The following is a 22,854-nucleotide window of genomic DNA, read 5'->3' as shown; positions in this document are numbered from 1 at the left end:
AGTTTTTCCAAAGGAACCTATTCCTTTTCTTTTAAAGCTGTTTGTAAAACACACGTTTTCAAATATAAAAATTTCAGATATAACAGTTCTAAGCCTTTAATACGTTATACTCAGAACATTTAAGAAAATCGATTATAAAACACACACAAAATCAACATTCTTGTTATTTTAAAATATAATTCTAAAACACTACTCTATTTAATCTTAAGCACGAAATTCACTTTCTTTAATCAGTTTCCTGTATTCGCTTAATATAGCGTTCCAAATCACAGACTGCTCGAATCGATCTTCAATCATCGGTCGCGCATTCTTTTTTAATTTCTGATAATAATCTCTGTCTAAGATCATTTTCTCCATTTCCTCTCTAAGACTTTCGCTGTCTTTTACAGGAACAATTACTCCATTCTCGTTTTCTACAATGATTTCATTGCATCCATTGATATCAGAAACTATACTTGGCAATTCCATTGCTCCGGCTTGCATTACTACATTAGGGAAGCCCTCGCGATAGCTTGGAAAAACCAGGGCATCAGAAATCGCAAAATAAGGACGAACATCTTTCTGAAAACCTACAGAGACAATATTCGGGTTATTTTCTATTTCATTTAATGTTTCCGGATATAACGGGTCTAGCTCCTGTTCCAGAGGACCTACCAGCAATAATTTTGAACGCTGCTGATTTTCTTGCCTATTTAAAGCAAAAAACGCCTTTATCAGTTCATTAATTCCTTTGTCTCCCACTAAACGTCCAACAAAGACAAAAACAAAATCTGTGTCTTTTATTTTCAATTGTTGTTTTAGAAGAGTTTTCTGATCTTCCGAAACTTGTTCGGGTGAAAAGAATGAAGTATCAATTCCGTTTGATGAACCATTTCCGATTACTTTAAGCTTATACTTATTTGTATATTTGCGCTCAATGATATAATCAGACAACCCTTTTGAATTTGGGTACACCTGGGTTGCAGAAGCATAGGTTAATTTTTCGACAAAATCTAAAACCTGACGTTTCACCCCTGTTACCTCCATCAATGGTAAACCTGCTACTGTATGCAGCCGATGAGGAACTCCTGCCATTTTTGCGGCCAACATACCTACAATACCAGCTTTAGGGGTATGGGTATGAACAATTTGTGGTTTCTCCTTTCTTAAAAATCGATAAGTACTCCACAAAGATTTGATGTCTTTAAGAGGAGTAATCTTACGGGACATATCAATCGCTATTACATCTATTTCTTCATCTTTTTTCACTTCATCCAGCTCCTTACCTGGTGATGAAACGCCTATTACATCAAAATGTTCTGACATAAACCGATGCTGCCCTTTCAGTAGAATTTTTAAAGAAAGCGGCACTGTTGTAATCCGTACCAATTTAGTTTTCAACTCTTCCATTTTTATTATTATTATTTCTATAAAATCTAGAACTAATTAATAAATTTCTCATAAATCTATTGTGTGTTGTTGTTTTTACTCATTTATTTTCAATTCACTTATTTGTGATTTTAAAAAAGACAATATACTACTTTATGAACCACTACTAATCCAAAACTTGTTTCAAACAGAACTTAGTTTTGGATTAACATTGCATCATTACTGTCCGGTAAAATCATTAATTTTCCGGTTTGTTTACGTGTTTTTTGAGATTTTATAGCTTTATTGCAGCGGAGATAAACGTGCATCATTATCACATCTTCGCCAGCTATTTATTGGTAATTGAATACCTTGATATCATCTATTCACGCTAGATGATTTGATTGTTTAAAGAATATTTCAGTTTTTCAAGTTTCATAAGCAATTTCATTATATTTTTTAACATCTAAGGAATATTAAAAAATTTCTATTTCAATTTTTAAGTCATTTCAAGTAATATACCACAAGCAAAAATCTTTCCATTATCACTTTTTTGGGAAAAATTATTATTATTTATGAAATAAAGTATATTTTGCATCTTACATTTCTTCATTTCAAACAAAAGTAATTATTGATTATATTTTATCTTTTGCTGTGAAAACTTTTGTAAATCAGTTACGATCCCTTTATTATCTTTATGGTCAGATTTGAAATCATTTACCTTTAAATTAATATTATCTAAAGATGAATTATTATATAAATACCTAAAGGGTTTCACATTGTACTTTAAATCAATATTATTAAGCATAATATTCCCATTTAAAGATTTTTTTGTTTGTGATTTTCGATTGGAATAAGACATTCCATTTGTAGAATATAAATCTTTATAATTGTCAACTAAAATTTGGACATTGTTGGATTGCATATCACCCTTCAAATTATCTAAATAAAAGGACAATCCGTTCAATTTATTATTAAATGTTAGGATTGATTTTAATGTAACATTTAGTGTCTTATTCTGTTGAGTATTAGGTTCAAGATCAATCCCTGTTTGAGGGTTTGCCCCGTTCGAGTTAGAAATCACTAAATTTTGTAATAATATATTATCACCACCTATAATTGAAATTCCATTTCTCCTATTATTATCAATGAGACCACCAATAATATTAACATTAGTTGAAAAACTCTTACCTCCTAAATAAATCCCATCGCCCCAGCAATTTTTAATGACAGCATTATATATTTTAACATCAACGGCATCATTGATGCTGATACCCATCCCCCATTCACCTTTTGTTCCTAAATGTTCATTTCTATCACCTATAATTTTTGCATCATATATGCTTACATTTTTTTTATTATTAATACTTATAATTGCATACCCCCCTTTATCAGTCGGCTTTAACTTAATTTGAGAACTACTGTCAAACAACAAAACTGAATTATTGTTAAGTTTTATCCCTTTATCATTTACTAAAAGAGGAAAATTTGGTAATAATACAATTGTATTTTCGTCTATTGCTTTCTGCAGATATATTGTGTAATCTTCAGAACCATCTTTCTTGTAATTTGGAGGAAGAATATCAACAACTTTAAAAGCTTTATTTTTAAGAAGATTTACTGATGAAGAAATATCCATTGTTTTTACAAAGGAATCCGGTACTTCTCTATATGTGAATTTGTCCTGAGCACAAGATAAATTCATTGAAAATAGAAAGATTATATAAAAAAATAACTTCATAGTTCTTATCATAATTTATATATTTTTCTGTATTGATTTGCAATTTCTTTAATAGAAAAAATATTTGACCTTGTATAACAATTTTCTGATACTTCTTTATAAAAAGCCTCATCCTTATTTAACTTGTTAATTACTTCTGTTAAACATTTTTCTTTACCTTTATCAAATAATATTCCATATTCTGCAACAACTTCTGAAAGCCCTGGTACATTTGAGGCAACTACAGGTTTTTTACAAGCCATACCTTCTACTGCTACAATACCAAATCCTTCATAATGTGATGATACAACTACTACATCACTCATTTTGATGAGCTCAGCAATATTGGTCTGGTTACCTAAAAAAAAGGCTCTACTTTCCAAACCATTATTCTTAACAAGTTCTTTGCAGTTTTCTAACTCCGGCCCATCTCCTACGAACATTGCTTTTACATGAGAAGGTAACAATGTAAGTGCCCTGATCAAGGTAGGCTGGTCTTTGGCAGCTCTAAAACTTGCGACCTGTATTAATAAGAAATCTTTGTCAGATAAATTATAAGCAGTCCGGGAATAAGCTTCTGAATTATAAAATTTAATAAGGTTGACTCCATTATTTATGACCTTCATTTTCGCCTTAAACCCAGATCCCAAATGGTGAATAAGATTTTTTTCTGTTGATTCCGAAATGCAGATAATAGAATTTAATTTGGAGTAAATAAATTTTTCTATTCTTTTAAAATACCATTTAGATCTTCTGTTATTTTCAGTACTATGTTCAGTAAATACTACTTTTTGTTTTTCAGAAAAAAAAAGTTTGGATAATACTCCCCAATATAATGTAGGAAATAAATGTAAATGAATAACATCCGCATCTGCTACTATTTTACTTATAAAAAAAGGTATTCGGATGTCGTATAGGCTTTTTGAAGGAATTACTTCAATTTTTATATTTTCATTATTTTCTACTTCTTTTTTTAGAGAAGTATCAATATCGTCTAATAATAACAAGTGTATTTCGTCTGAACCTCCCTCAGATAATTCAGTGCAAAGATCAACTACTAATCTTTCAGCACCTCCAAATCTTAAACTATTTATTATATGATAAATTTTCATTTTCTATTTTAATTTTATATAATGCCAACCAATAAAAAATGAATATTATCCAGTTGATATCTAAAAGTCCCTTAAAATTTCCGATTATTAATAAAACAGTTAATGCCCAAAGTAAAAGTTTAAAGCTTTTATCATATTTGAATCTCTTTAAATTATACCTTAGAATATAAAAATGCAACGAAAAGTAAATTATTATACCAAAAATACCATAATAGTATACAAGTCTGGAATAACCAATATCCGTATGCATATAAAAAGATCCATTCTCATAATAGAACTGACCATCCCCAATTAATATACTTTTAAGTTCAGAAGGGAATATCAACATCGCTTTTACTCCTTCCGTAGAATCTGTTTTTAATTCTCCAGAAGAAAAAAGGTTTATAAATACTTCAAAAGAATGCCGAAAAGAATTTGAAGCCATTAAGCTATCTAAATTTGTCAATAAATAGCTAAAAGCAATTATTCCAAACAAAGTTGAGTAAATAAAAATTTTAGGTAAATTATTATAATTCTTTTTTAGAATATAACTAATAACTAGGTATGCTAAAGATAAAAAGATTCCTAGGAAAGCTACTCTTGCAATATAAATTCCGGTAATGCAAATAAAAATATATAATAATATCCATAATAATTTACCTTTTTTTAAAGAATCAATTATATATGCTGCTATTAGCATTCCAATGGATGAAATAATCCCACCTGAGAAAAATGTTCCTGCACCAATTCCGATAAATCTTGTACCAAATTTCACAGCATTTCCTAATGCATATTCAAACTTATCCCCGGTAGATTGTATAGAAGTAACAAATTCTAACAGGCTAGGATTTAAAAACATCAATAGTGCCAAAAAATTGTGCAGAAAGATTGCTATAACAATTAATTTTAATGCGTAAAGCCTATTTATATTTACTCGAATTACCATATAATAAGCACCAAATAAATAGAGAATATTCTGTATAGTATTTCCAATAAAACGAGGGTCAAAATAACTATTAATAACAGTTGTAATTACTATCAGTAATATTGAAGCGAAACATAAAAGGACTATATGGCTAAAAGATTTAGGAATTGCTATTTTAGTCTGACTCATAAAAAAAGCAAGCCCAAGAAGCCCAAGAAGCACTCTGGTTCTAAGGATAGATGGCAAAAAAACAAACGATACATTATATACAAAAAGGAAGTATATAAAAACATTTATACCATGTCTAATAATATTATTAGCTTCTAATCTTTTCATTTATCAATTCATATATTCCAAAAAAAGTTAATTTACTAAATGCTAACTTCATTAACTGAGTAAATGGCAACCTTTTTAAGTTAAATAATAAAATTTTAAGATATCTTTTACCTAAAACACAATTAATATTAAATTTATTATTCGGATAATTTGATTTCAGATCTAAAGATAGCTTCTTAAAAAAGGAAAGAATAAAATCCACTGAAAAGTCTTCAAAACTGATATTTCTAATCTTATCCGATAAAGACAAAATATAAATAAAATCTAATTCTTTTTGGTCTAAAATAATATTCTGCTGCTGTAAAGCAAGCTGCTGAATATTAGATATTGTTCTCTTTCTCTGTTCTATCTGGCCGGAACCAATATTGGTCTGGCTATTGGGAGTATCTCTATAATACAACAAAGGCATTCTAAAATTATATCCTTTGCCATATTGCAGAATTTTAATCCACAATTGATAATCTTCAGCATACTTATAATCCTTTTCAAAAAAAAGCTTATTCTCTTTAATTACACCAGCCCTGAACATCACTGCCGGATGGGTAAAAGGCGTACTGAAAATTGAATGTATTCTAATGGATATATCATCAACCGGAAGTACACTAAGATGAAAATGAGAAATAGAATGAGCAAATTCCTTTCTGGATGAACTGCAGATGATATATTCCGGATTCTTATCCATGAAATCTATCTGCATCTGGAAACGGGATGAGTGACATATATCATCAGCATCCATTCTTGCAATATACTCACCTTTTGATAATAAGATCCCTTTGTTCAAAGTTTCTATTAATCCTAAATTCTTTTCATTTTCAATATATCTTATCCTATCATCATTATAGCTTAATATGATTTCTTTTGTAAAATCTGTGGAGCCGTCATTAATAATCAATAATTCAAAGTCTTTAAAACTTTGTGCTAGGATACTGTCTACAGCTGTTCTAAGATACTGTTCAGCATTATATGCAGGTAAAATTACCGAAATTTTAGGACTCATTCTTTACATAAAGTTTAACATTATTAAAATTCTTCAGCCATGCATCGTAAAAATTTTTACTTTTCCCATAAACATTATCCAGGATAACCACCTCTTTATCCAATAAGATACTAAGGATTAAACCATGCAAACGGGTTGTATATACTTTATCATATTGATTGATAAACTCCTTTCCGCGGTTGATATGCAAATCCATTCCATTCTTCTTTTTCAACCCATAAGCGTTATCAATTATTAAAGAAGAGGCAGGCAGATACTTAATGACTTTTGAAAGCTTACCATCCAAAGCTTCTACATAATTGGTAATAGTATTCATTCTCTTTGAAGAAGAGTTATACGTCGGCCAGTCTTTTATATCATATTCACCTTCAATAACATTTTGAAAAGAATCTTTACTTGCTTCAGCATCGGTTCTGTTCAAATATAAGTTCTTTCTCTTTTCAGTAGGATTAGTTGTAATATCAGCATCAAAATCTAAAAAGAAAGCCATATCCGGTGCTAATTTTAATTTTTCTTCATTAAAATTCGCCTTTAAAGTATCATATGAAGGCTGATCTCTTACTAATACATAAAGATCACGATGATTGTTAAAAATAGCAAAATCTCTTTTTAGATTTGCTTCACTATTGTAATGTACCGTTTGAGGCAGAACAATAATTCTGTTATTGGGAAAGTTTTCAATGATATATCTTTTAAAGCTTTGGCTTGATTCATATATATCACCAAAGTTTCCACCTCCGTGCAGCAGAATAACAGTCTTTTCAGATTTTATGTCACTTTTTTTGAAAGTATATCTGTTGTACTGTCCAATACACTTGTGGGCTAATGTTTTAAAAAACTCTAGTTCTCCTTTCCAAATTAAAGAATCTCCAATATTTCTGTGATTAGGTATATCCAACAGGATAAAATCATTATCAATGAGAGGAGTAAGCTGAGTAGATATTATATTCTTTAATTGTCTTATATTTTCTTTATTGGAATTCATATTTATTTTTTTAGAGAATTTAGTTTATTAAAGACTTTCTTAAAAATATCTTTATTAAAATAACCGAACAGACACAACGACAATACCGTTAATGATATTGAAATTAAATGGCTACTGTTGACGTATAACAGAATAATTATACCAAAAACTACCAACAGCTGTATGATAAAAGACTTAATATCTATATCCAATTTTAAGATCTCAGCAGTTTGTCTATATCTTATAACAAACATAACAAAGAAGCTGACAAATGTTCCTAAAGCAGGTGCATAAAGACCAATATACTTAATAAAAGCCATTGAAATAAATACATTCACCAATGCTCCTATCATACTTGTAATAAAAATGCCCTTCGTTGATTTCGTTTTCAGGTAAATAGCACCTAAAAAGCCGGAAATCGAAGAAAAACAAGATCCTATATACAGAATAGTAGCATATTTCCAGGATTCATAAAATTTTGAATCAAATAAAACTTCCGTAATTAATGGAGTCGCAGCTATTAAAATAGTTGATAACCCAATATTTACAGCGATATATTTATTAAACAGCTTTGAGAAAAAAGGGTTATTAGGATCATTTCCGGAGATTGCCATATCCTGCCAGGCCAGCATAAAGACGGTATTAAAGATCGTCAGAATAGCGGGAAGTCTTGCAGAAACGGCATAAATACCATTATCCTCTATTGTCAGAAATTTTAAGATAATATATCTGTCTGAAGCATTGATTACCCACCAGCTTATGGAGTTCAATATTAATGGAAGTGAGTAAAATAGAATCTGCTTTTGTAATGGATAATTAATTTTTATACTAACATATTTCTTAAATAAGAAGCTTACCTTAAACAACATCAATAAAATTGCAATAAAATTACTGATAAAAAGTGCATAAAATATTCCCTGTACCTTATCATGAAATATATCCGTAAGTAAGAAAAGTAAACTAAAAGAAAATATAAAAAAACTATTTATAATTCCTATAAATGAATAGAATCTCGTTAACCCTAACCCTCTTAATATTTGTTGAAAAAAAGGCAATAAACATGAGCTTATAATCAACAGTGATAATTCTTTCTGGTAAGGAATATGATAAAAAATTCCAGCCAGGTAAAGCAACAGTTCAAAGCTGATAAAGGAAATTAATAATAGAACACTACATTGCTTAAAAATATTATCAATATAATTTTCTTTTTCGTTTTCTTTATCCAGAAACCATCGATAAATAGCCTCATTCATCTGCAAAGAGACAAAAGGGACTAATAAATTGACACTTGTAAGCACTAAGTCATATTCTCCTAATTCTTTTCTGGAAAGGTAGTAGGAATAAATAGGAATTAATAGAAAAGATAAAATCTTAGATCCAAAATTACCAACTGTATATATTAACGTACTTTTTAGTAAAGTATTGCTATTCATTATTATAGTAATAAATATTTATTTCAGTTCATATTTATTTATAATCTTGAATCACTTTCTTCTAAGATTCCTTTTACGTCATAAATTATTCCATTTTCTTTCAAGTGATTTTTCAAATCCAGATCATTGAATTGTTTATGCGCAACGGTAAGGATAATAGCATCATATTTTTCCTGTGGAATTTCATTCACAACCTCCAATCCGTATTCATGTTTTACTTCATCAGGATTAGCCCACGGGTCAAAAGTAGTTACCTGTAAAGCATAGTCTTCAAGCCCATGAATCACATCTACCGCTTTCGTATTACGTACATCAGGGCAATTTTCCTTAAAAGTTATTCCTAAATTCAAAACTGTGGCTCCATTAATCGTTACCTTGTTTTTAATCATGGTTTTCAATAACTGAGAAGCTACATATTGTCCCATGGAATCATTAAGACGACGTCCTGCTAATATAATTTCAGGATGATATCCTTTTTCCTGCGCTTTCTGAGCCAGGTAATAAGGGTCTACACCAATACAGTGCCCTCCTACCAATCCTGGTTTGAAAGGTAAAAAGTTCCATTTGGTTCCTGCTGCTTCCAATACTGCATGAGTATCAATATCTAAAAGATTGAATATTTTTGCCAATTCGTTTACAAAGGCAATATTAATATCCCTTTGTGAATTTTCAATTACTTTGGCAGCTTCTGCAACTTTGATTGTTGGAGCCAAATGAGTCCCAGCAACGATTACAGACTGGTATAAATTATTTACTATTTCCCCGATTTCAGGTGTTGATCCCGAGGTAACTTTTAAGATCTTTTCAACAGTATGTTCCTTATCACCGGGATTAATACGTTCAGGAGAATATCCTGCAAAGAAGTCCTTGTTAAACACCATTCCTGAAACTTTTTCCAGAACAGGGATACATTCCTCTTCAGTAGCTCCGGGATATACCGTTGATTCATAAATCACTATATCACCTGCAGATAATACTTTTCCTACAGTTTCTGAGGCTTTATACAGCGGAGTAAGGTCAGGTCGGTTATGTTGATCCACCGGAGTTGGGACAGTAATAACGTAAATGTCTGCATCCTGAATATCATTGATATCAGCTGAACAATATAATCCTTTTTCAACTCCCTGATTAAAAGGATTATTCTGAATTAATACAGATTCTAATACTTCATTTTCCACTTCCAGGGTACTGTCTACCCCCGTATTCAATTCTGCAATCCTTTTCTGATTGATATCAAAACCTACAACCGGATATTGAGTGGCAAACAAGCGGGCTAAAGGCAATCCTACGTATCCTAGCCCTATAATAGCAATTTTATGTTCTTTCTTCATAAAGATTCAATTAAAAAATGTTTACTTTAAATTTGTCCAATACCAGTTAATAGCTTCTTTTAAACCTTTATCTATATTATGGCTAGGTTTATATCCTAACAATTTTTCTGCTTTTTCAACTGATGCCAGTGAGTGTGGAATATCCCCTACACGGTTCGGACCATGAACAGCATCAATGTTGGCAATCTCTCCATCAAATTCACTAAGATATTTTTTAAGATATCCAATCAGATCATTCAATGTTGTACGATCACCCACTGCCGTATTATAAACTGTATTCACGGCATCCGGATTTTCAGTAAGCATGGCCAGCTCATTCATCTGAATTACGTTGTCGATGTATGTAAAATCACGGGAAAAATCTCCTGTACCGTTAATTTTCGGTGATTCATGATTGATTAGTTGTTTTATGAATAAAGGAATCACAGCAGCATAAGCTCCGTTAGGGTCCTGTCTCCTTCCAAATACATTAAAATATCTCAAACCAATGCATTCCAATCCGTAAGTTTTTCCGAATACATCTGCATACAATTCATTCACATATTTGGTAATAGCGTATGGTGATAATGGTCTTCCGATAACATCTTCCACTTTAGGTAATGATGTAGAATCACCATAGGTGGATGAGGAAGCAGCATATACAAAGCGTTTTACTTTGGCATCGCGTGCAGCAGTCAGCATATTTAAAAATCCTGAAACATTCACATCATTACTTGTAATAGGATCCTTAATAGATCTGGGAACTGAACCGAGTGCGGCCTGGTGCAGAATATAATCTACATTTTCCACTGCCTTCTGACAAACTTCCAAATCACGGATATCTCCTTCGATAAGCTGATAGTTTGGATTTTCAAGGAAAGGTTCAATATTATGACGGTGGCCAGTTGCAAAATTGTCCAAGCACACTACATAGTAACCTTTATTTAAAAAATACTCTGTTAAGTTAGAACCGATAAAACCTGCTCCACCTGTAATTAAAATTTTATTCATTTTTATGATTTGAAAATTCTCCTCCACCAACTTTTTTTATCATTTGTTTGACTGTAGCCATATCCATAACTATAGTTGTATCCGTAACCTCCTGCACGTTTTGAAACATCATTAACGACAAAAGATACATTCTTCAACTTAGAGTCTCTCACCAGATCATTAGCAAAATCTATCAAAATATTTCTTGATACTCCGGATCTTACAACATACAATGTTGCATCTGCCGTATCAACAATACTAAGAGTATCCGATACCAGCATAAGCGGTGCAGAGTCTATAATGATATAAGCATATTGAGATGACATTTCCTCAATAAGTTTTTGATATCTTCCGTTAGAAAGCAGCTCCTGAGGGTTAGGAGGAATTGCTCCGGCATAAATGACATCACATGATGGATTGGTAGTAGATGTATGGATAAGTTCTTCAACATTTACAGAATTATCATATAAATATTCTGTAAGACCTTTTCTTTTGGTTGGCTCACTGTCATATCGCTGGATCTGCGGGTTACGGATATCAGAACCTATCAGAAGTGCTCTTGAATTTTTATTGGCAATAGTAAGCGCAAGATTTACAGAAACCAGGGTTTTCCCCTCCCCTTTTACCGAAGAAGTTACCATAACCACTTTAGCTGTATCTTTTACCGGTAATACAAATTTCAAATTCGAAACGAGTACCCTGAAGGCTTCAGCCAACTCAGAAAAATCGTTTTTCTGTATCAAATGGTTTTCATTATCCTTAAGGGAAGGAATATCTACCAATACACCCAATTCTGAACGTTCTTTAATATCATCTCTTGTATAAATCTTATCATCCAGCATGAAAAGGAAATATAAAACGGCAAAAGGAAATAATACACCAAGCAATAACGCTCCCAAAAGGATAATATCTTTTTTAGGAGATACAGGAATATCCTCTGTAAATGCAGGATTTACAATTTTAGCTTTCGGTACATTTACTGATAGATTAATTGCATTTTCTTCTCTTTTCTGAAGGAGAAATAAAAATAACTGCTCTTTAAGATTTTGCTGACGTTCAATTCCTCTATAGACTTTAGACTGTCCCGGAACTTTTTCAATCATACTGTTGTTAGTATTGATCTGGTTCTGCAGCTGAGAAATACCTGTCTGCACCGTTTGCTTCTGCTCACGGATATTATCACGTATTACTTCCTTTAAAGAAGCAATTTCCCTGTTCATTTCTATAACAGCAGGATTTTCGTTGGTTGCTTGCTTAAGGGTTTTATTTCTACTGATAATCAATGAATTGTACTGAGATATTGTTTGTTCCAGTGAAGGATTCAACCCAAGGTTGGATGGCATAAGTTGGTTATTACCTTTTGAAGCCTCTCCTGAAAGTGAATTCAGAAGATCCAACTGAGCCTGCTGCTGAAGGAGAACTTTGGTATTGTCACTTGTATTCTGTAATGCCAGTTCTGCCTGTGCCTGAATGTCTACAATACGATTACGGTTCTCAAAATCTTCTTTTTGATTTTCTACCCCTGAAAGGTCTTTGGTAATCACTTCCAGTCTTTTATCGATGAATTCCTGAGTATTCTGAGCTTGTAAATTTTTATCTTTCTGACCATCCAGATTATATTGCTTAGTCACCTCATTAAGAATAGCCTCCGATTTTTCAGGAAGAGATCCTATCAGGTTTATCTCCATTAACATGGCTTTTTCGTCTGGTAAATTTATCTCAATCTTTTTCTCTAATTTTTTTACTTTCTCAATAGGATTCCAAAAAATTATTTTATACTTTGATTTAAAAGGAAAAGCTGAATTTCTCTGAAACATCACTATTCCAAAATCTAAATTCAGAGGAATATTGAACTTACCTTTAAAGGTCGCTTTTTTTTCATTCTGAAGCGTAAACTCATCCCCCTTTAAGTCTATCATTGTATATTCTGAAAATTTAAAATTCTCATTATTATTATATGATAATACTTTTGCAACAACTGGGATTTTACTAAACAGTTGTGAATCTTTAATTTCTCCTGTATTGAAATATTCTACACTAAGATTAAGATTTTTCACAACCTCCATGAGAATAGGCCGTGAAGTAACAACAGCTCCTTCACTTTTCAACTCATCAGCATTACCTAAGCCCATCCCGAGATTCTCCAGATCAGACAATGCCGAGGAAAGATTATTTTCTTTTTTATCAAACTTAAGGGTAGTTGTTGACTGATATTGAGGTATACTATACCTAAGATAAATGTAAGCTCCAATGACAAAAACTAAAATAGAGGCAACAAACCATGGCCATTTATATAGGTATTGAGAGATGACTTTTCTTAGATTCAAACTATCTTCTTTTTCCTGAAATTCTATCTTCTGCATATTCTATCTTCGTGTTAAGGCAATAATAAGCGTACCCGCCGTTAATAATGCACCAATAATCTGAAATGTAAGAGCTCTGTTTGGATTCGAGTTAGCCTGAACCTGTTTGTTTTTGTCCGGCTGTACATATAATATGTCATTTTGTTTCATATAATAGTACGGAGAACTTACAATATCAGATCTGGTAAGGTCAACATTAGCAATCTGATCAGTACCATCCTCTCCCGTACGGATTAGCTTTACATTGGTACGGTCTCCGAAATCTGTCATATCACCAGCAAGACCTAATGCCTGAAAGATGTTAATTTTTTGGGAAACACTCTCTTTCTGTCCCGGATTTTTAACTTCACCTAAGATACTTACATTGAAATTTTTCAGAGTAATGCTTACCATAGGATCTGTAAGATACCTCTTAAGTCGGGCCTCCAAGTCATTTTTCAGCTGTATCTGTGTCATTCCTTTAGCATATACATTCCCTATTACAGGAAAATATATATTTCCTTCCTCATTTACCAAATACTCACTCGGTTGCGCATATTGATTTATTCCTGTATTTGAAGTGCTTCCTACCTTATTTGTAGTGTTAAGATTAAATGGTTTTACTGCAACTTCATCCAGTGCAGAAACAAGAATTAAAAGTACATCTCCTTCCTGAATATGTAAGCCCTGAAACTTTGCTTTTGCAACTTCCTCTTCCATATTATGTTTCGATATATATACCATATTTTGCTTCGGTCTACATGATAGTAAAGTAACCGACAACAATAATATATATGCAATAATAGTTTTATTCATATGTTTTTGTTCTAAGTCCACTTGAGTTAACTTCAATTTTATTTAAGATTCTATATTATTAGTTTTTACTGATGTTAAGTGTATTTCTACACCTATATTTAAATCAATTCTTTTTCTAGCAATTTTCATTCCGTTTGAAAATAAAATAACGAAAAATATTATTTTCCACTATTTTTTTCATCAATTTCATTTATATACTTTACTTATATACTTCATGCTCAGATATTTTATCCAAAACTTCAAATTCCGAATTATTGCTTATAAATTCCGGTACAATGATTTTTAATATTTTCACGATCTGTAAATTATCCTTATTCATTGCTGACATAATAATCTGTTGACACAAAGTATCTATATCTTCAAACTCCATCAAAGGGTCTCTGGATATCATAATTTTCTCATGATGAGTAGGAATAGTTGTGGAGTGATCAGTTAAAAGCTCTTCATACAACTTTTCACCAGGTCGTAAGCCTATAAAATCAATTTTAATATCAACACCCGGTGTATACCCTGATAATTTGATCATTCTTTCTGCCAGATCCAGGATTTTAACCGGTTTGCCCATATCAAAAACATAAATCTCACCGCCTTGTCCCATTGTTCCTGCCTGAAGTACCAGTTCGCAGGCTTCCGGAATAGTCATAAAATAACGAATAATATCAGGATGAGTAATTGTAACCGGACCTCCTTTTTCAATTTGTTTTTTGAAATGTGGTATTACAGAACCATTTGAACCTAGTACATTTCCAAAACGTGTAGTAATAAATTTTGTTGTGTTCTCCGGAGAATTTTGTAAGGACTGTACAAAGAGTTCAGCAGCTCTTTTGGAAGCTCCCATTACGTTGGTTGGGTTTACAGCTTTATCGGTAGAGACCATCACAAAACGCTTAACGTTATATTTTTTTGATAAAAGAGCTAAATTCTTAGTTCCTCCAATGTTCACAAAAATAGCTTCATGAGGATTATCTTCTATTAAAGGTACGTGTTTGTATGCCGCAGCATGATAAACTATTGAAAACTGATAGTTATCAAAAAGTTTTTCGATTCTGGAATAATTTGAAATATCCGCCAGTACAAATTTGAATTTTTGGTTCGGGAATTTCTCCACTAACTCAAGCTGCAATTCATATAAAGGAGATTCTGCCTGATCAACTACCACAATAAGCGATGAATTCAATTGTGCAACCTGTCTTACTATTTCACTTCCTATAGACCCGGCACCTCCGGTTACTAAAATAGTTTTATTAACATGGAAACTCCTTACCTCTTCCCCTTCTATTTTAATGGCCGGACGATTGAGTAAATCTTCAATCTTAAGCGGGCGAATACCTCTTACAACATCATCTTCCTTTATTATACTGGCTACAGGTGCTTTCAATACTTTCAATCCATTATCCAATGCGAGAGCCGTCCATTCTTCCATTTCCCGCTTTGTCATCATATCTTTAATCAAAACCGCATCAAACTGTTCTCTAAGATTATTGCTTTTAAGAAACTGTTGTTTATTATAGATCTTATGACCTAGCAGCATTGCTTTCTTAGAATCTGATCTTGCACTAAGAAATCCTGCCAGCTGGTATGGATGATCGGGATTATGAATAATAGCATTGGCTAATGAAACAGAAGCACCCCCTATCCCTACAACAGCAACCCTTTCCTTGGACGAAACATCCTTAGGATTCATAAATACAGAAAAAAACTGCTTGGTTATCATTCTGAAAAAGAACATCAGAAAAATAGAAATCAAGAAAAATAAAAACAGAACCGGATATAAAAAGAGAGGTTTACCTAATGCCAGTCCAGATATAAAATTCATTCCCAGCAATGTAATAAGAGCACTACCCGAAGACCACAAAATTTTACAAAAATCAAAAAAAGTAGAGTGCCTTATAATTCCCGCATATGTTTTGAACAGGAGTATAAACAGAATATTAACAATAAGTACTGAAAATATTTTTTCATTTTGATATTCAATAAAATTAAGTTTTACCCCCAGACTTTTTAATAACAAATATGTGACTAATACAGAAAAGAAAATAACTGAAATGTCGATAAAAAATACCGACCATCTGGGTATATACCTTAAATCCCTGATTTTAAAAATGTCCCCCATATAGAAATAAACCTAAAATACCATTTTCATTAATTCAACATTCAGTGGCTTTTATTATTGGACGAAGGTAATAATTATTATTAATATTTTTAGTGCTACAAGTTAATTTTATTTAAAATATAAATTAACATTTTAAAACAAAATTCCAAAAGTAAAATTATTAAAAAGGTCCGTAAACCAACCGCCATATACAGATATTATCTCCTATCCCACTTTTGCATCTGAACAATTTTCCACTCTTTTTGGAACCATGCAAAACAAAAAAAATACTGTAAAACATATATTTTACAGTATTTTATACTACTTTCCTATTGCAGTTGCGATCCGGACGGGACTCGAACCCGCGACCTCCGCCGTGACAGGGCGGCATTCTAACCAGCTGAACTACCGGATCAATTTTTTTAAAAGTAAATTGAGAAAACTTCTGCGATCCGGACGGGACTCGAACCCGCGACCTCCGCCGTGACAGGGCGGCATTCTAACCAGCTGAACTACCGGATCAATTTTTTTAAAAGTAAATTGAGAAAACTTCTGCGATCCGGACGGGACTCGAACCCGCGACCTCCGCCGTGACAGGGCGGCATTCTAACCAGCTGAACTACCGGATCAATTTTTTTAAAAGAAATTGAGAAAACTTCTGCGATCCGGACGGGACTCGAACCCGCGACCTCCGCCGTGACAGGGCGGCATTCTAACCAGCTGAACTACCGGATCATTTTTTTAAAGAACGTCGTTTCTTTTTCGTGGTTGCAAAATTACACCTTTTTTTGTTATCTGCAAATTATTTTAGAAAAAATGCCTCCCAATACTGGAAGGCATTCATTATCAAACTTATTTTTTTATAAGTGAGCGCTTAATTTTTCAGCGATTACCTCTTTTGGAGCTACACCTACTAATTTATCTACTACTTCTCCGTTCTTAAAAATAAGAACTGTAGGGATATTTCTGATACCATACTGCATAGAAATCTCCTGGTTGTTATCTACATCCACTTTCCCAACGATTGCTTTTCCTTCAAAATCTGAAGCAACTTCTTCGATGATTGGTCCTAAAGTTCTGCATGGTCCACACCATACTGCCCAGAAGTCTACTAATACCGGTTTGTCTGATTTTAAAACCGTATCCTGAAATGAGCTGTCTGTAATTTCTAAAGCCATTTTTGTTTCTTTTATTTTAATTAATATTATTTTTCTTTTAATCCTTTATTGGATGTTCAAAATTACGATATTTAGCGCACAAGACTATCTATGCTCAACATTAGTTTTTTCTATAGTGTAGTCACTTGAAATTTCTTTCAAAGCATTCACCAATCTATCGATATCCGCTTTAGTCGTCATATGGCTGAAAGAGATTCTCAATGGCGTACAATGATCCATTTCGTCTTCAGAAAGTACCATCATCATCACCATTGAAGGTTTTGAAGCTCCTGATGAGCATGCACTTCCCTGAGAGATTGCAATTCCTTTCATATCCAGCTGAAGCCCTATCAGTGGATTTTTGTATGGCAATAACGCACTTAAAACTGTATAAAGACTGTTTTCTTTTTCAGCACTTCTTCCATTGAATTTAATTCCTTCAATTTCAGCAGAAAGTCTTTCGATTGCATAATTTTTAATATCCTGCATATGGTTCGTATACTCATCCATATGATTCAGAGAAAGCTCTAGTGCTTTACCCAATCCTACAATACCACTCACATTTTCCGTTCCTGCTCTAAGACTTCTTTCCTGAGGTCCTCCGGTAATAATCCCTTTTAAACCTGTTGCTTTTCTGATAAACGCAAATCCAGCTCCTTTTGGCCCGTGAAACTTATGGGCACTACAGGAAGCGAAGTCTACAGGAATATCAGAAAAATCAAGATTCATATGAGCCATTGTCTGTACAGTATCCGAGTGGAAAAGTGCATTATACTCTTTGCAAAGCTGGGCAACTTGTTTAAGATTGATGATATTTCCGATTTCGTTATTGGCATGCATTAAGCTTACCAATGTTTTTTTATCTGAAGCTTTTAACAGCTCTTCTAATTTCGTAAGATCAATATCTCCTTTTTCATTCGGACGGATGTAGTTTACTTCTACTCCTTTTCTGCTTTTCATGTCCAGAATACTTTCAGAAACACATTTATGTTCCAGAGGAGAGCTGATGATTCTTTCTACTCCAAGGTGTTCTACCGAGGATTTGATGATCATATTGTTGGATTCGGTTCCACAAGAAGTAAAAATGATTTCAGCAGGAGTTACATGAAGATAGTCTGCAACCTGTCTTCTTACATTTTCAATAAGTATTTTTGCTTCCTGGCCAAAGCTGTGCGTTGAAGACGGATTTCCGAAATTCATCTTCATAGTGCCTACCATTGCATCTATAACTTCTTCTGCAAGCGGCGTGGTTGCGGCATTATCTAAATATACTTTATCCATTATTATTTTGAATATTTTAATTCTACGGAGGTAAACTTGTAATCTGTGGGAACAGTAAAAATAAACCATGGGCTGGAGATCACCTGAATTTCCATTCCACCGGAAGGTTCTCCGGCCGGAACTTCTACATAGAGAATCTGATTTTTCACAGATACTCCTTTGATTTCTTCAATTTTGTGGCTTCCTGATCTAAAGGGTCCCAAATTGTATAAAACGACTTTCTTATTTTTCGGAAACTGAGGATATTTGATGTAAGATTCTTTTCCAAGATCTACAATACCAAAACTTCCCTGGATAATGTTACGAAACTCTTTTTCGTTTTCAATGATCTTAAAGCCAGGTTTATCAGTTCCTCCCTGAGATTCAGAAACAAGGAGTTCCGCATTTTCCTGTACGGCAGCAGACTTCTGAGATGGTGCATTGGCACAGCTCGTGAAGATTACCGCACATGCAATTAACAGGCTTTTCATTTTTTACAATTTTATCTCCCAAAATTAATGAAAAAATTGGTAATGTCCCTCATTTGCCCATTTCAACATTGGCCGATCTCCTGAAGTATCTCCAAATGCAATAATTTTATCGTACCTGGAATCGTTAATTTCTTCTTTAATTCTTACCAGTTTTTCTTTTCCATTGCAGTTTTTTCCTACAAAATTTCCAGTGAAAATTCCGTTCTTAAACTCTGCCCGCGTAGAAACAAGCTCCATTTTAAGTTCCTCAGCGAAAGGCTTTACCCAAATATCTAAGGACGCGGTTACCAATAAACTTTGTGTATTATTCCTATCGATATTTTTTATAAAGTCTAATGCATTTTCCCTTACAATTTTAGGATAGTGAAGTTCAAAAAATTGTTTAGACTTCATTTCGATCTTTTCCTGGGTCTGTCCTTTCAAAATAGACCCTATAAAACTTTTTTTCACTTTTTCTGTTTCGGCAAGCTTTAACTTCAACAGAATAAAAAGCGGCACATGTCTTAAAAATTGTATCCGGTATTTTGTAGAATCATAGAATTTAAGATACATAAACATAGTATCCTTATAGGTCAAAGTTCCGTCAAAATCAAAACAATACAACTTTTTCATTTTTTCTTAAAGCTTTAATTTCTTGAATATAAACTCAGGTATATTCCTGATAATCATCATAATAATACTCCAAACCGGCAAAACATATGCCACGTTTCTCTCCTTTTTGAAGGCTTTATAAATACAGGCAGCTGCCTGTTTCGGTGTTGCTGTCAGTTTCGGGTTCAAAGGCAGGCCTTCTGTCATTTTAGTTGCCATAAACCCAGGTTTTATCGTAAGAACATGTACTTTTTTATCAAAAAGATAGTTTCTCAAACCGCTCAAATAGGCTGTAAATGCTGCTTTTGCACTTCCATAAATAAAATTACTCTGTCTTCCCCTGTCTCCTGCCACTGATGAAAGCCCAATGATCGTTCCGGATCTTCTGCTTTCAAATTTATGAGCAAAATAGTTCATCACAGGAACCAGTTTTGAATAATTAATGTCTATGATCCGTTCCGTATTCCTGTTGTCATACAGTCCTTCTTCCGTTCCTTCCCCCAAATATCCTACGGCACAAAATAATACATTTGAATTGATATTATCAAATCTGTTGTAATCAATTTCTTTGGTCAGATCCAGTTCAATAACTTCTGCCTGCTGCAGAAACTTCACATCAATATGTCTTGCGAAGCGTTCTGTAGTTTCTTTATTTGAGGTAAAAAGATAGATTTTTTCAAACTTTTCTCCTTCCTGAAGTGCTTTTTCCACAAAAGCCTGTGCCACTTCAGATGTACTTCCCAGAACTATCATTATGAGTTGTTGTTTATGATTCTTTTGTGCTGTAAAGACACAAATTTAGGATTTTGAATATTTTTCAGATAATTGGTAAGCGATGATCTGCTCATACTGTCTTTGGTGAGGTAAATTCTTCCTCCGAACTCCTGAACAATTGCATCAAGCTGGTCTACCAGTTTTTTCAGTTTTGAATTGACTTTAAAATCCAGTGCCAGTGTATACCCTTCAACAGGGAATGAGTTGTAAGCATCCGGATTGTGTTTTCCAAAGAGCTTTAAAACTGCCAGGAATGATCCGTTTCCACTTTTCGCGATTGTTTCAAGGATTCTTTTCATCCCTTCTTTTCCCGCTTCTTTAGGAATTACCATCTGATATTGTATAAAACCGGATTTTCCGTAGATTTTGTTCCAATCATTAATAGCATCCAAAGGATAGAAAAATGTTTCGTAATCAATAAAGTTTTTAACTTCTTTCTTAGACTGTTTTTTATAGTATAGCCAGTTGAAAACTTTTACCGTTAGGGCATTCAGCACAAATCCCGGAAAATAAAAAGGAACTGTAGGCGATAATTTTTTCTTTAATCTCAAAGGAGTTTTCGAAAATTTCTGGGGAAGTTCATGTTGAAAAGCATGTTCACCTCTCATCAGGATACTTCTTCCAATGTTTTTCCCTTTCTGAAGACAATCGATCCATGCAACGGTATAAGTCCAGTTTTCACTTTCATCAAACAGTTTAAATATTTCATCCAGATTTTCCGCTTTGATGCTTTCCTGACGAATGTATGCGGATTCTATATTTTTAAGCTTAAATTTTGCCGTAAGAATAATCCCTGTAAGTCCCATTCCACCAATGGTAGCCCAGAATTTCTCTGAATTTTCTTCTCTGGAACAGGTAATGATCTCCCCGCTCTCTGTCATGAGTTTAAATTCAATCACATATTCTGAGAAACATCCTTCTGCATGATGGTTTTTTCCATGAACATCAGAAGCTATTGCGCCTCCTACTGATACAAATTTTGTACCCGGAGTAACATACAGAAAATATCCCTGTGGAACAGCAATTTCCAGAACATCTGAAAGCAGCACTCCGGATTCACATTCTATCACTCCGTTTAAACGGTCAAAATTGATAAACTTATTTAATTTTTTTGTTGAAAATATAGATTCTCCCAACGAAGCATCTCCATAACATCTTCCGTTTCCTCTGGCAATAATTTCGTTGTGATTGAGTACAAATTCTTTTATTTTTTTGAAACTTTCCTCTGATCTCATTTCTTTCTCCACTACCGGGAAATTACCCCAGTTTGTAACTTTCTGTGTGAAATTCGGCTTCATTTCTTAAAATAAATTTGAATTAAAAATGCAGCCACCCAAAGTACCAGGGTAACCTGTATATAGCGGTCTCTGTACACAATTTTTGTGGGAGATTCTGTTCTGTTGTAGACCAAAGTCTGCTGAAGGTATCTTAATAAGGCAAAAACCACGAAGATTACCGTATAAAAAACTCTTTCATGGAATCTTTCCTGAACTTCCGGTGACAGAGTAAACATCAGGTAACACACAATAGCCAGTGTAATAGAAATGGATAATGCAATGTCTGCAAACTGAACATTATATCCATCCAATGCCTTTCTTGTTTTTCCTGAAACCTGTGCGTTGATCAGCTCTCCCCTTCTTTTTCCAATTGCAAGCACGAGTGCCAGTACAAATGTTAAGAGAATAGCCCATTGTGAAATACTGATACCTGTAATATAACCTCCAGCCAATACACGAAGTACAAATCCTATAGCGATAATAAAGATATCGATAATCGGAACATGTTTCAGTCTAAATGTATATGCCAGATTCATCATCACATAGAAACCGATGATGATAGCAAACTTCCAAAGCAACTCATGGAAGTAGAGCTGTGTGAAAAATACAAGAACAATATCTGTAATAACCAGACCGATAAGGATTCCTATAGCTGTTGCTTTTGAAATAGCCCCACTGGCTAAAGGTCTTCTCCTTTTTTCAGGATGTTTTCTGTCTGCTTCAATATCATTGTAATCATTCAGGATATACACAACACTGGCCGCAAGCGAAAATATAACAAATGCGAAAATGCTTTTGGTAAGCAGATCTATGTTGGTAATATTACCTGAAAAGAAAAGAGGGACAAATACAAAAAGGTTTTTCACCCATTGCTCTACACGGAGCAGCTTTAAATATTTCTTCATTTATGTTATTTCAAGTACAAAAATAATAAATTCAAA

Annotated in this window: 19 protein-coding genes and 4 tRNA genes; all 23 read right to left on the bottom strand. The window is 33.2% G+C overall.

Annotated elements, in window-relative coordinates:
- Positions 1–204: 204 nt before the first annotated feature.
- The 23 genes from DYR29_RS21005 to DYR29_RS20895 all read right to left on the bottom strand — a co-directional run bounded on the left by DYR29_RS21005 (position 205) and on the right by DYR29_RS20895 (position 22,818).
- Positions 205–1,389: a glycosyltransferase family 4 protein gene (locus tag DYR29_RS21005; RefSeq protein ID WP_213278377.1), complete on the bottom strand. Its 1,185-nt coding sequence runs from the start codon at positions 1,387–1,389 to the stop codon at positions 205–207.
- Positions 1,390–1,975: 586 nt separating this feature from the next.
- Complete coding sequence (locus DYR29_RS21000) at positions 1,976–2,986, bottom strand: right-handed parallel beta-helix repeat-containing protein (protein ID WP_213278376.1); 1,011 nt, start codon at positions 2,984–2,986, stop codon at positions 1,976–1,978.
- A 110-nt stretch (positions 2,987–3,096) separates the two neighbouring features.
- Positions 3,097–4,179, bottom strand: coding sequence for a glycosyltransferase (locus DYR29_RS20995; RefSeq protein WP_213278375.1), 1,083 nt, complete (start codon positions 4,177–4,179; stop codon positions 3,097–3,099).
- Positions 4,154–5,419 (bottom strand): hypothetical protein, encoded by a 1,266-nt coding sequence (locus DYR29_RS20990; protein WP_213278374.1) that lies wholly within the window; start codon positions 5,417–5,419, stop codon positions 4,154–4,156. The genes DYR29_RS20995 and DYR29_RS20990 overlap by 26 nt, the downstream gene beginning before the upstream one ends.
- The gene (locus DYR29_RS20985; RefSeq protein WP_213278373.1) at positions 5,400–6,416 is read right to left on the bottom strand and encodes a glycosyltransferase family 2 protein; all 1,017 of its coding nucleotides are present in this window, start codon (positions 6,414–6,416) and stop codon (positions 5,400–5,402) included. The genes DYR29_RS20990 and DYR29_RS20985 overlap by 20 nt, the downstream gene beginning before the upstream one ends.
- Positions 6,406–7,401, bottom strand: a complete 996-nt coding sequence (locus DYR29_RS20980) for a polysaccharide pyruvyl transferase family protein (protein ID WP_213278372.1) — start codon at positions 7,399–7,401, stop codon at positions 6,406–6,408. The genes DYR29_RS20985 and DYR29_RS20980 overlap by 11 nt, the downstream gene beginning before the upstream one ends.
- A 2-nt stretch (positions 7,402–7,403) precedes the next feature.
- A complete protein-coding gene (locus DYR29_RS20975) occupies positions 7,404–8,813 on the bottom strand; it encodes a lipopolysaccharide biosynthesis protein (RefSeq protein ID WP_213278371.1) in 1,410 nt (469 codons plus the stop codon).
- Between the two features lie 38 nt (positions 8,814–8,851).
- The gene (locus DYR29_RS20970; protein ID WP_274608394.1) at positions 8,852–10,144 is read right to left on the bottom strand and encodes a nucleotide sugar dehydrogenase; all 1,293 of its coding nucleotides are present in this window, start codon (positions 10,142–10,144) and stop codon (positions 8,852–8,854) included.
- A gap of 21 nt (positions 10,145–10,165) precedes the next feature.
- Entirely contained in the window at positions 10,166–11,134 is a 969-nt protein-coding gene (locus DYR29_RS20965; protein WP_213278370.1) for an SDR family oxidoreductase, read from the bottom strand.
- 2 nt (positions 11,135–11,136) lie between these two features.
- Complete coding sequence (locus DYR29_RS20960) at positions 11,137–13,476, bottom strand: GumC family protein (RefSeq protein ID WP_213278369.1); 2,340 nt, start codon at positions 13,474–13,476, stop codon at positions 11,137–11,139.
- A 3-nt stretch (positions 13,477–13,479) separates the two neighbouring features.
- A complete protein-coding gene (locus DYR29_RS20955) occupies positions 13,480–14,199 on the bottom strand; it encodes a polysaccharide biosynthesis/export family protein (protein WP_249413553.1) in 720 nt (239 codons plus the stop codon).
- A 271-nt stretch (positions 14,200–14,470) separates the two neighbouring features.
- Positions 14,471–16,384 carry a polysaccharide biosynthesis protein gene (locus tag DYR29_RS20950; protein ID WP_213278367.1) on the bottom strand — a complete coding sequence of 638 codons (1,914 nt, stop codon included), beginning with the start codon at positions 16,382–16,384 and terminating at the stop codon, positions 14,471–14,473.
- Positions 16,385–16,704: 320 nt separating this feature from the next.
- Positions 16,705–16,778 (bottom strand) — tRNA-Asp (locus tag DYR29_RS20945).
- Positions 16,779–16,811: 33 nt separating this feature from the next.
- Positions 16,812–16,885: transfer RNA gene (locus tag DYR29_RS20940), tRNA-Asp, on the bottom strand.
- A 33-nt stretch (positions 16,886–16,918) separates the two neighbouring features.
- Positions 16,919–16,992 (bottom strand) — tRNA-Asp (locus tag DYR29_RS20935).
- 32 nt (positions 16,993–17,024) lie between these two features.
- Positions 17,025–17,098: transfer RNA gene (locus tag DYR29_RS20930), tRNA-Asp, on the bottom strand.
- A gap of 125 nt (positions 17,099–17,223) precedes the next feature.
- On the bottom strand, positions 17,224–17,541 hold the full coding sequence (gene trxA, locus DYR29_RS20925; RefSeq protein WP_047380983.1) for a thioredoxin: 318 nt from the start codon (positions 17,539–17,541) through the stop codon (positions 17,224–17,226).
- Between the two features lie 84 nt (positions 17,542–17,625).
- Positions 17,626–18,801 carry a cysteine desulfurase family protein gene (locus tag DYR29_RS20920; RefSeq protein WP_213278366.1) on the bottom strand — a complete coding sequence of 392 codons (1,176 nt, stop codon included), beginning with the start codon at positions 18,799–18,801 and terminating at the stop codon, positions 17,626–17,628.
- 2 nt (positions 18,802–18,803) lie between these two features.
- Positions 18,804–19,271: a hypothetical protein gene (locus tag DYR29_RS20915; protein WP_213278365.1), complete on the bottom strand. Its 468-nt coding sequence runs from the start codon at positions 19,269–19,271 to the stop codon at positions 18,804–18,806.
- Between the two features lie 24 nt (positions 19,272–19,295).
- Positions 19,296–19,883, bottom strand: coding sequence for an HAD family hydrolase (locus tag DYR29_RS20910; RefSeq protein ID WP_047420658.1), 588 nt, complete (start codon positions 19,881–19,883; stop codon positions 19,296–19,298).
- A 6-nt stretch (positions 19,884–19,889) separates the two neighbouring features.
- The gene (locus DYR29_RS20905) at positions 19,890–20,615 is read right to left on the bottom strand and encodes an SDR family NAD(P)-dependent oxidoreductase (RefSeq protein WP_213278364.1); all 726 of its coding nucleotides are present in this window, start codon (positions 20,613–20,615) and stop codon (positions 19,890–19,892) included.
- Complete coding sequence (locus DYR29_RS20900; protein WP_213278363.1) at positions 20,615–21,934, bottom strand: FAD-binding oxidoreductase; 1,320 nt, start codon at positions 21,932–21,934, stop codon at positions 20,615–20,617. Before DYR29_RS20900 ends, DYR29_RS20905 begins: the two co-directional genes overlap by 1 nt.
- Positions 21,931–22,818 (bottom strand): decaprenyl-phosphate phosphoribosyltransferase, encoded by an 888-nt coding sequence (locus DYR29_RS20895; RefSeq protein ID WP_142719028.1) that lies wholly within the window; start codon positions 22,816–22,818, stop codon positions 21,931–21,933. The genes DYR29_RS20900 and DYR29_RS20895 overlap by 4 nt, the downstream gene beginning before the upstream one ends.
- Positions 22,819–22,854 lie beyond the last annotated feature (36 nt).

It is taken from the genome of Chryseobacterium indologenes, assembly GCF_018362995.1.
GTDB classification, from domain to species: domain Bacteria; phylum Bacteroidota; class Bacteroidia; order Flavobacteriales; family Weeksellaceae; genus Chryseobacterium; species Chryseobacterium indologenes_G.
Note: the sequence above shows the minus strand (reverse complement) of the source record. Positions and strands in the feature narration are given on the sequence as shown.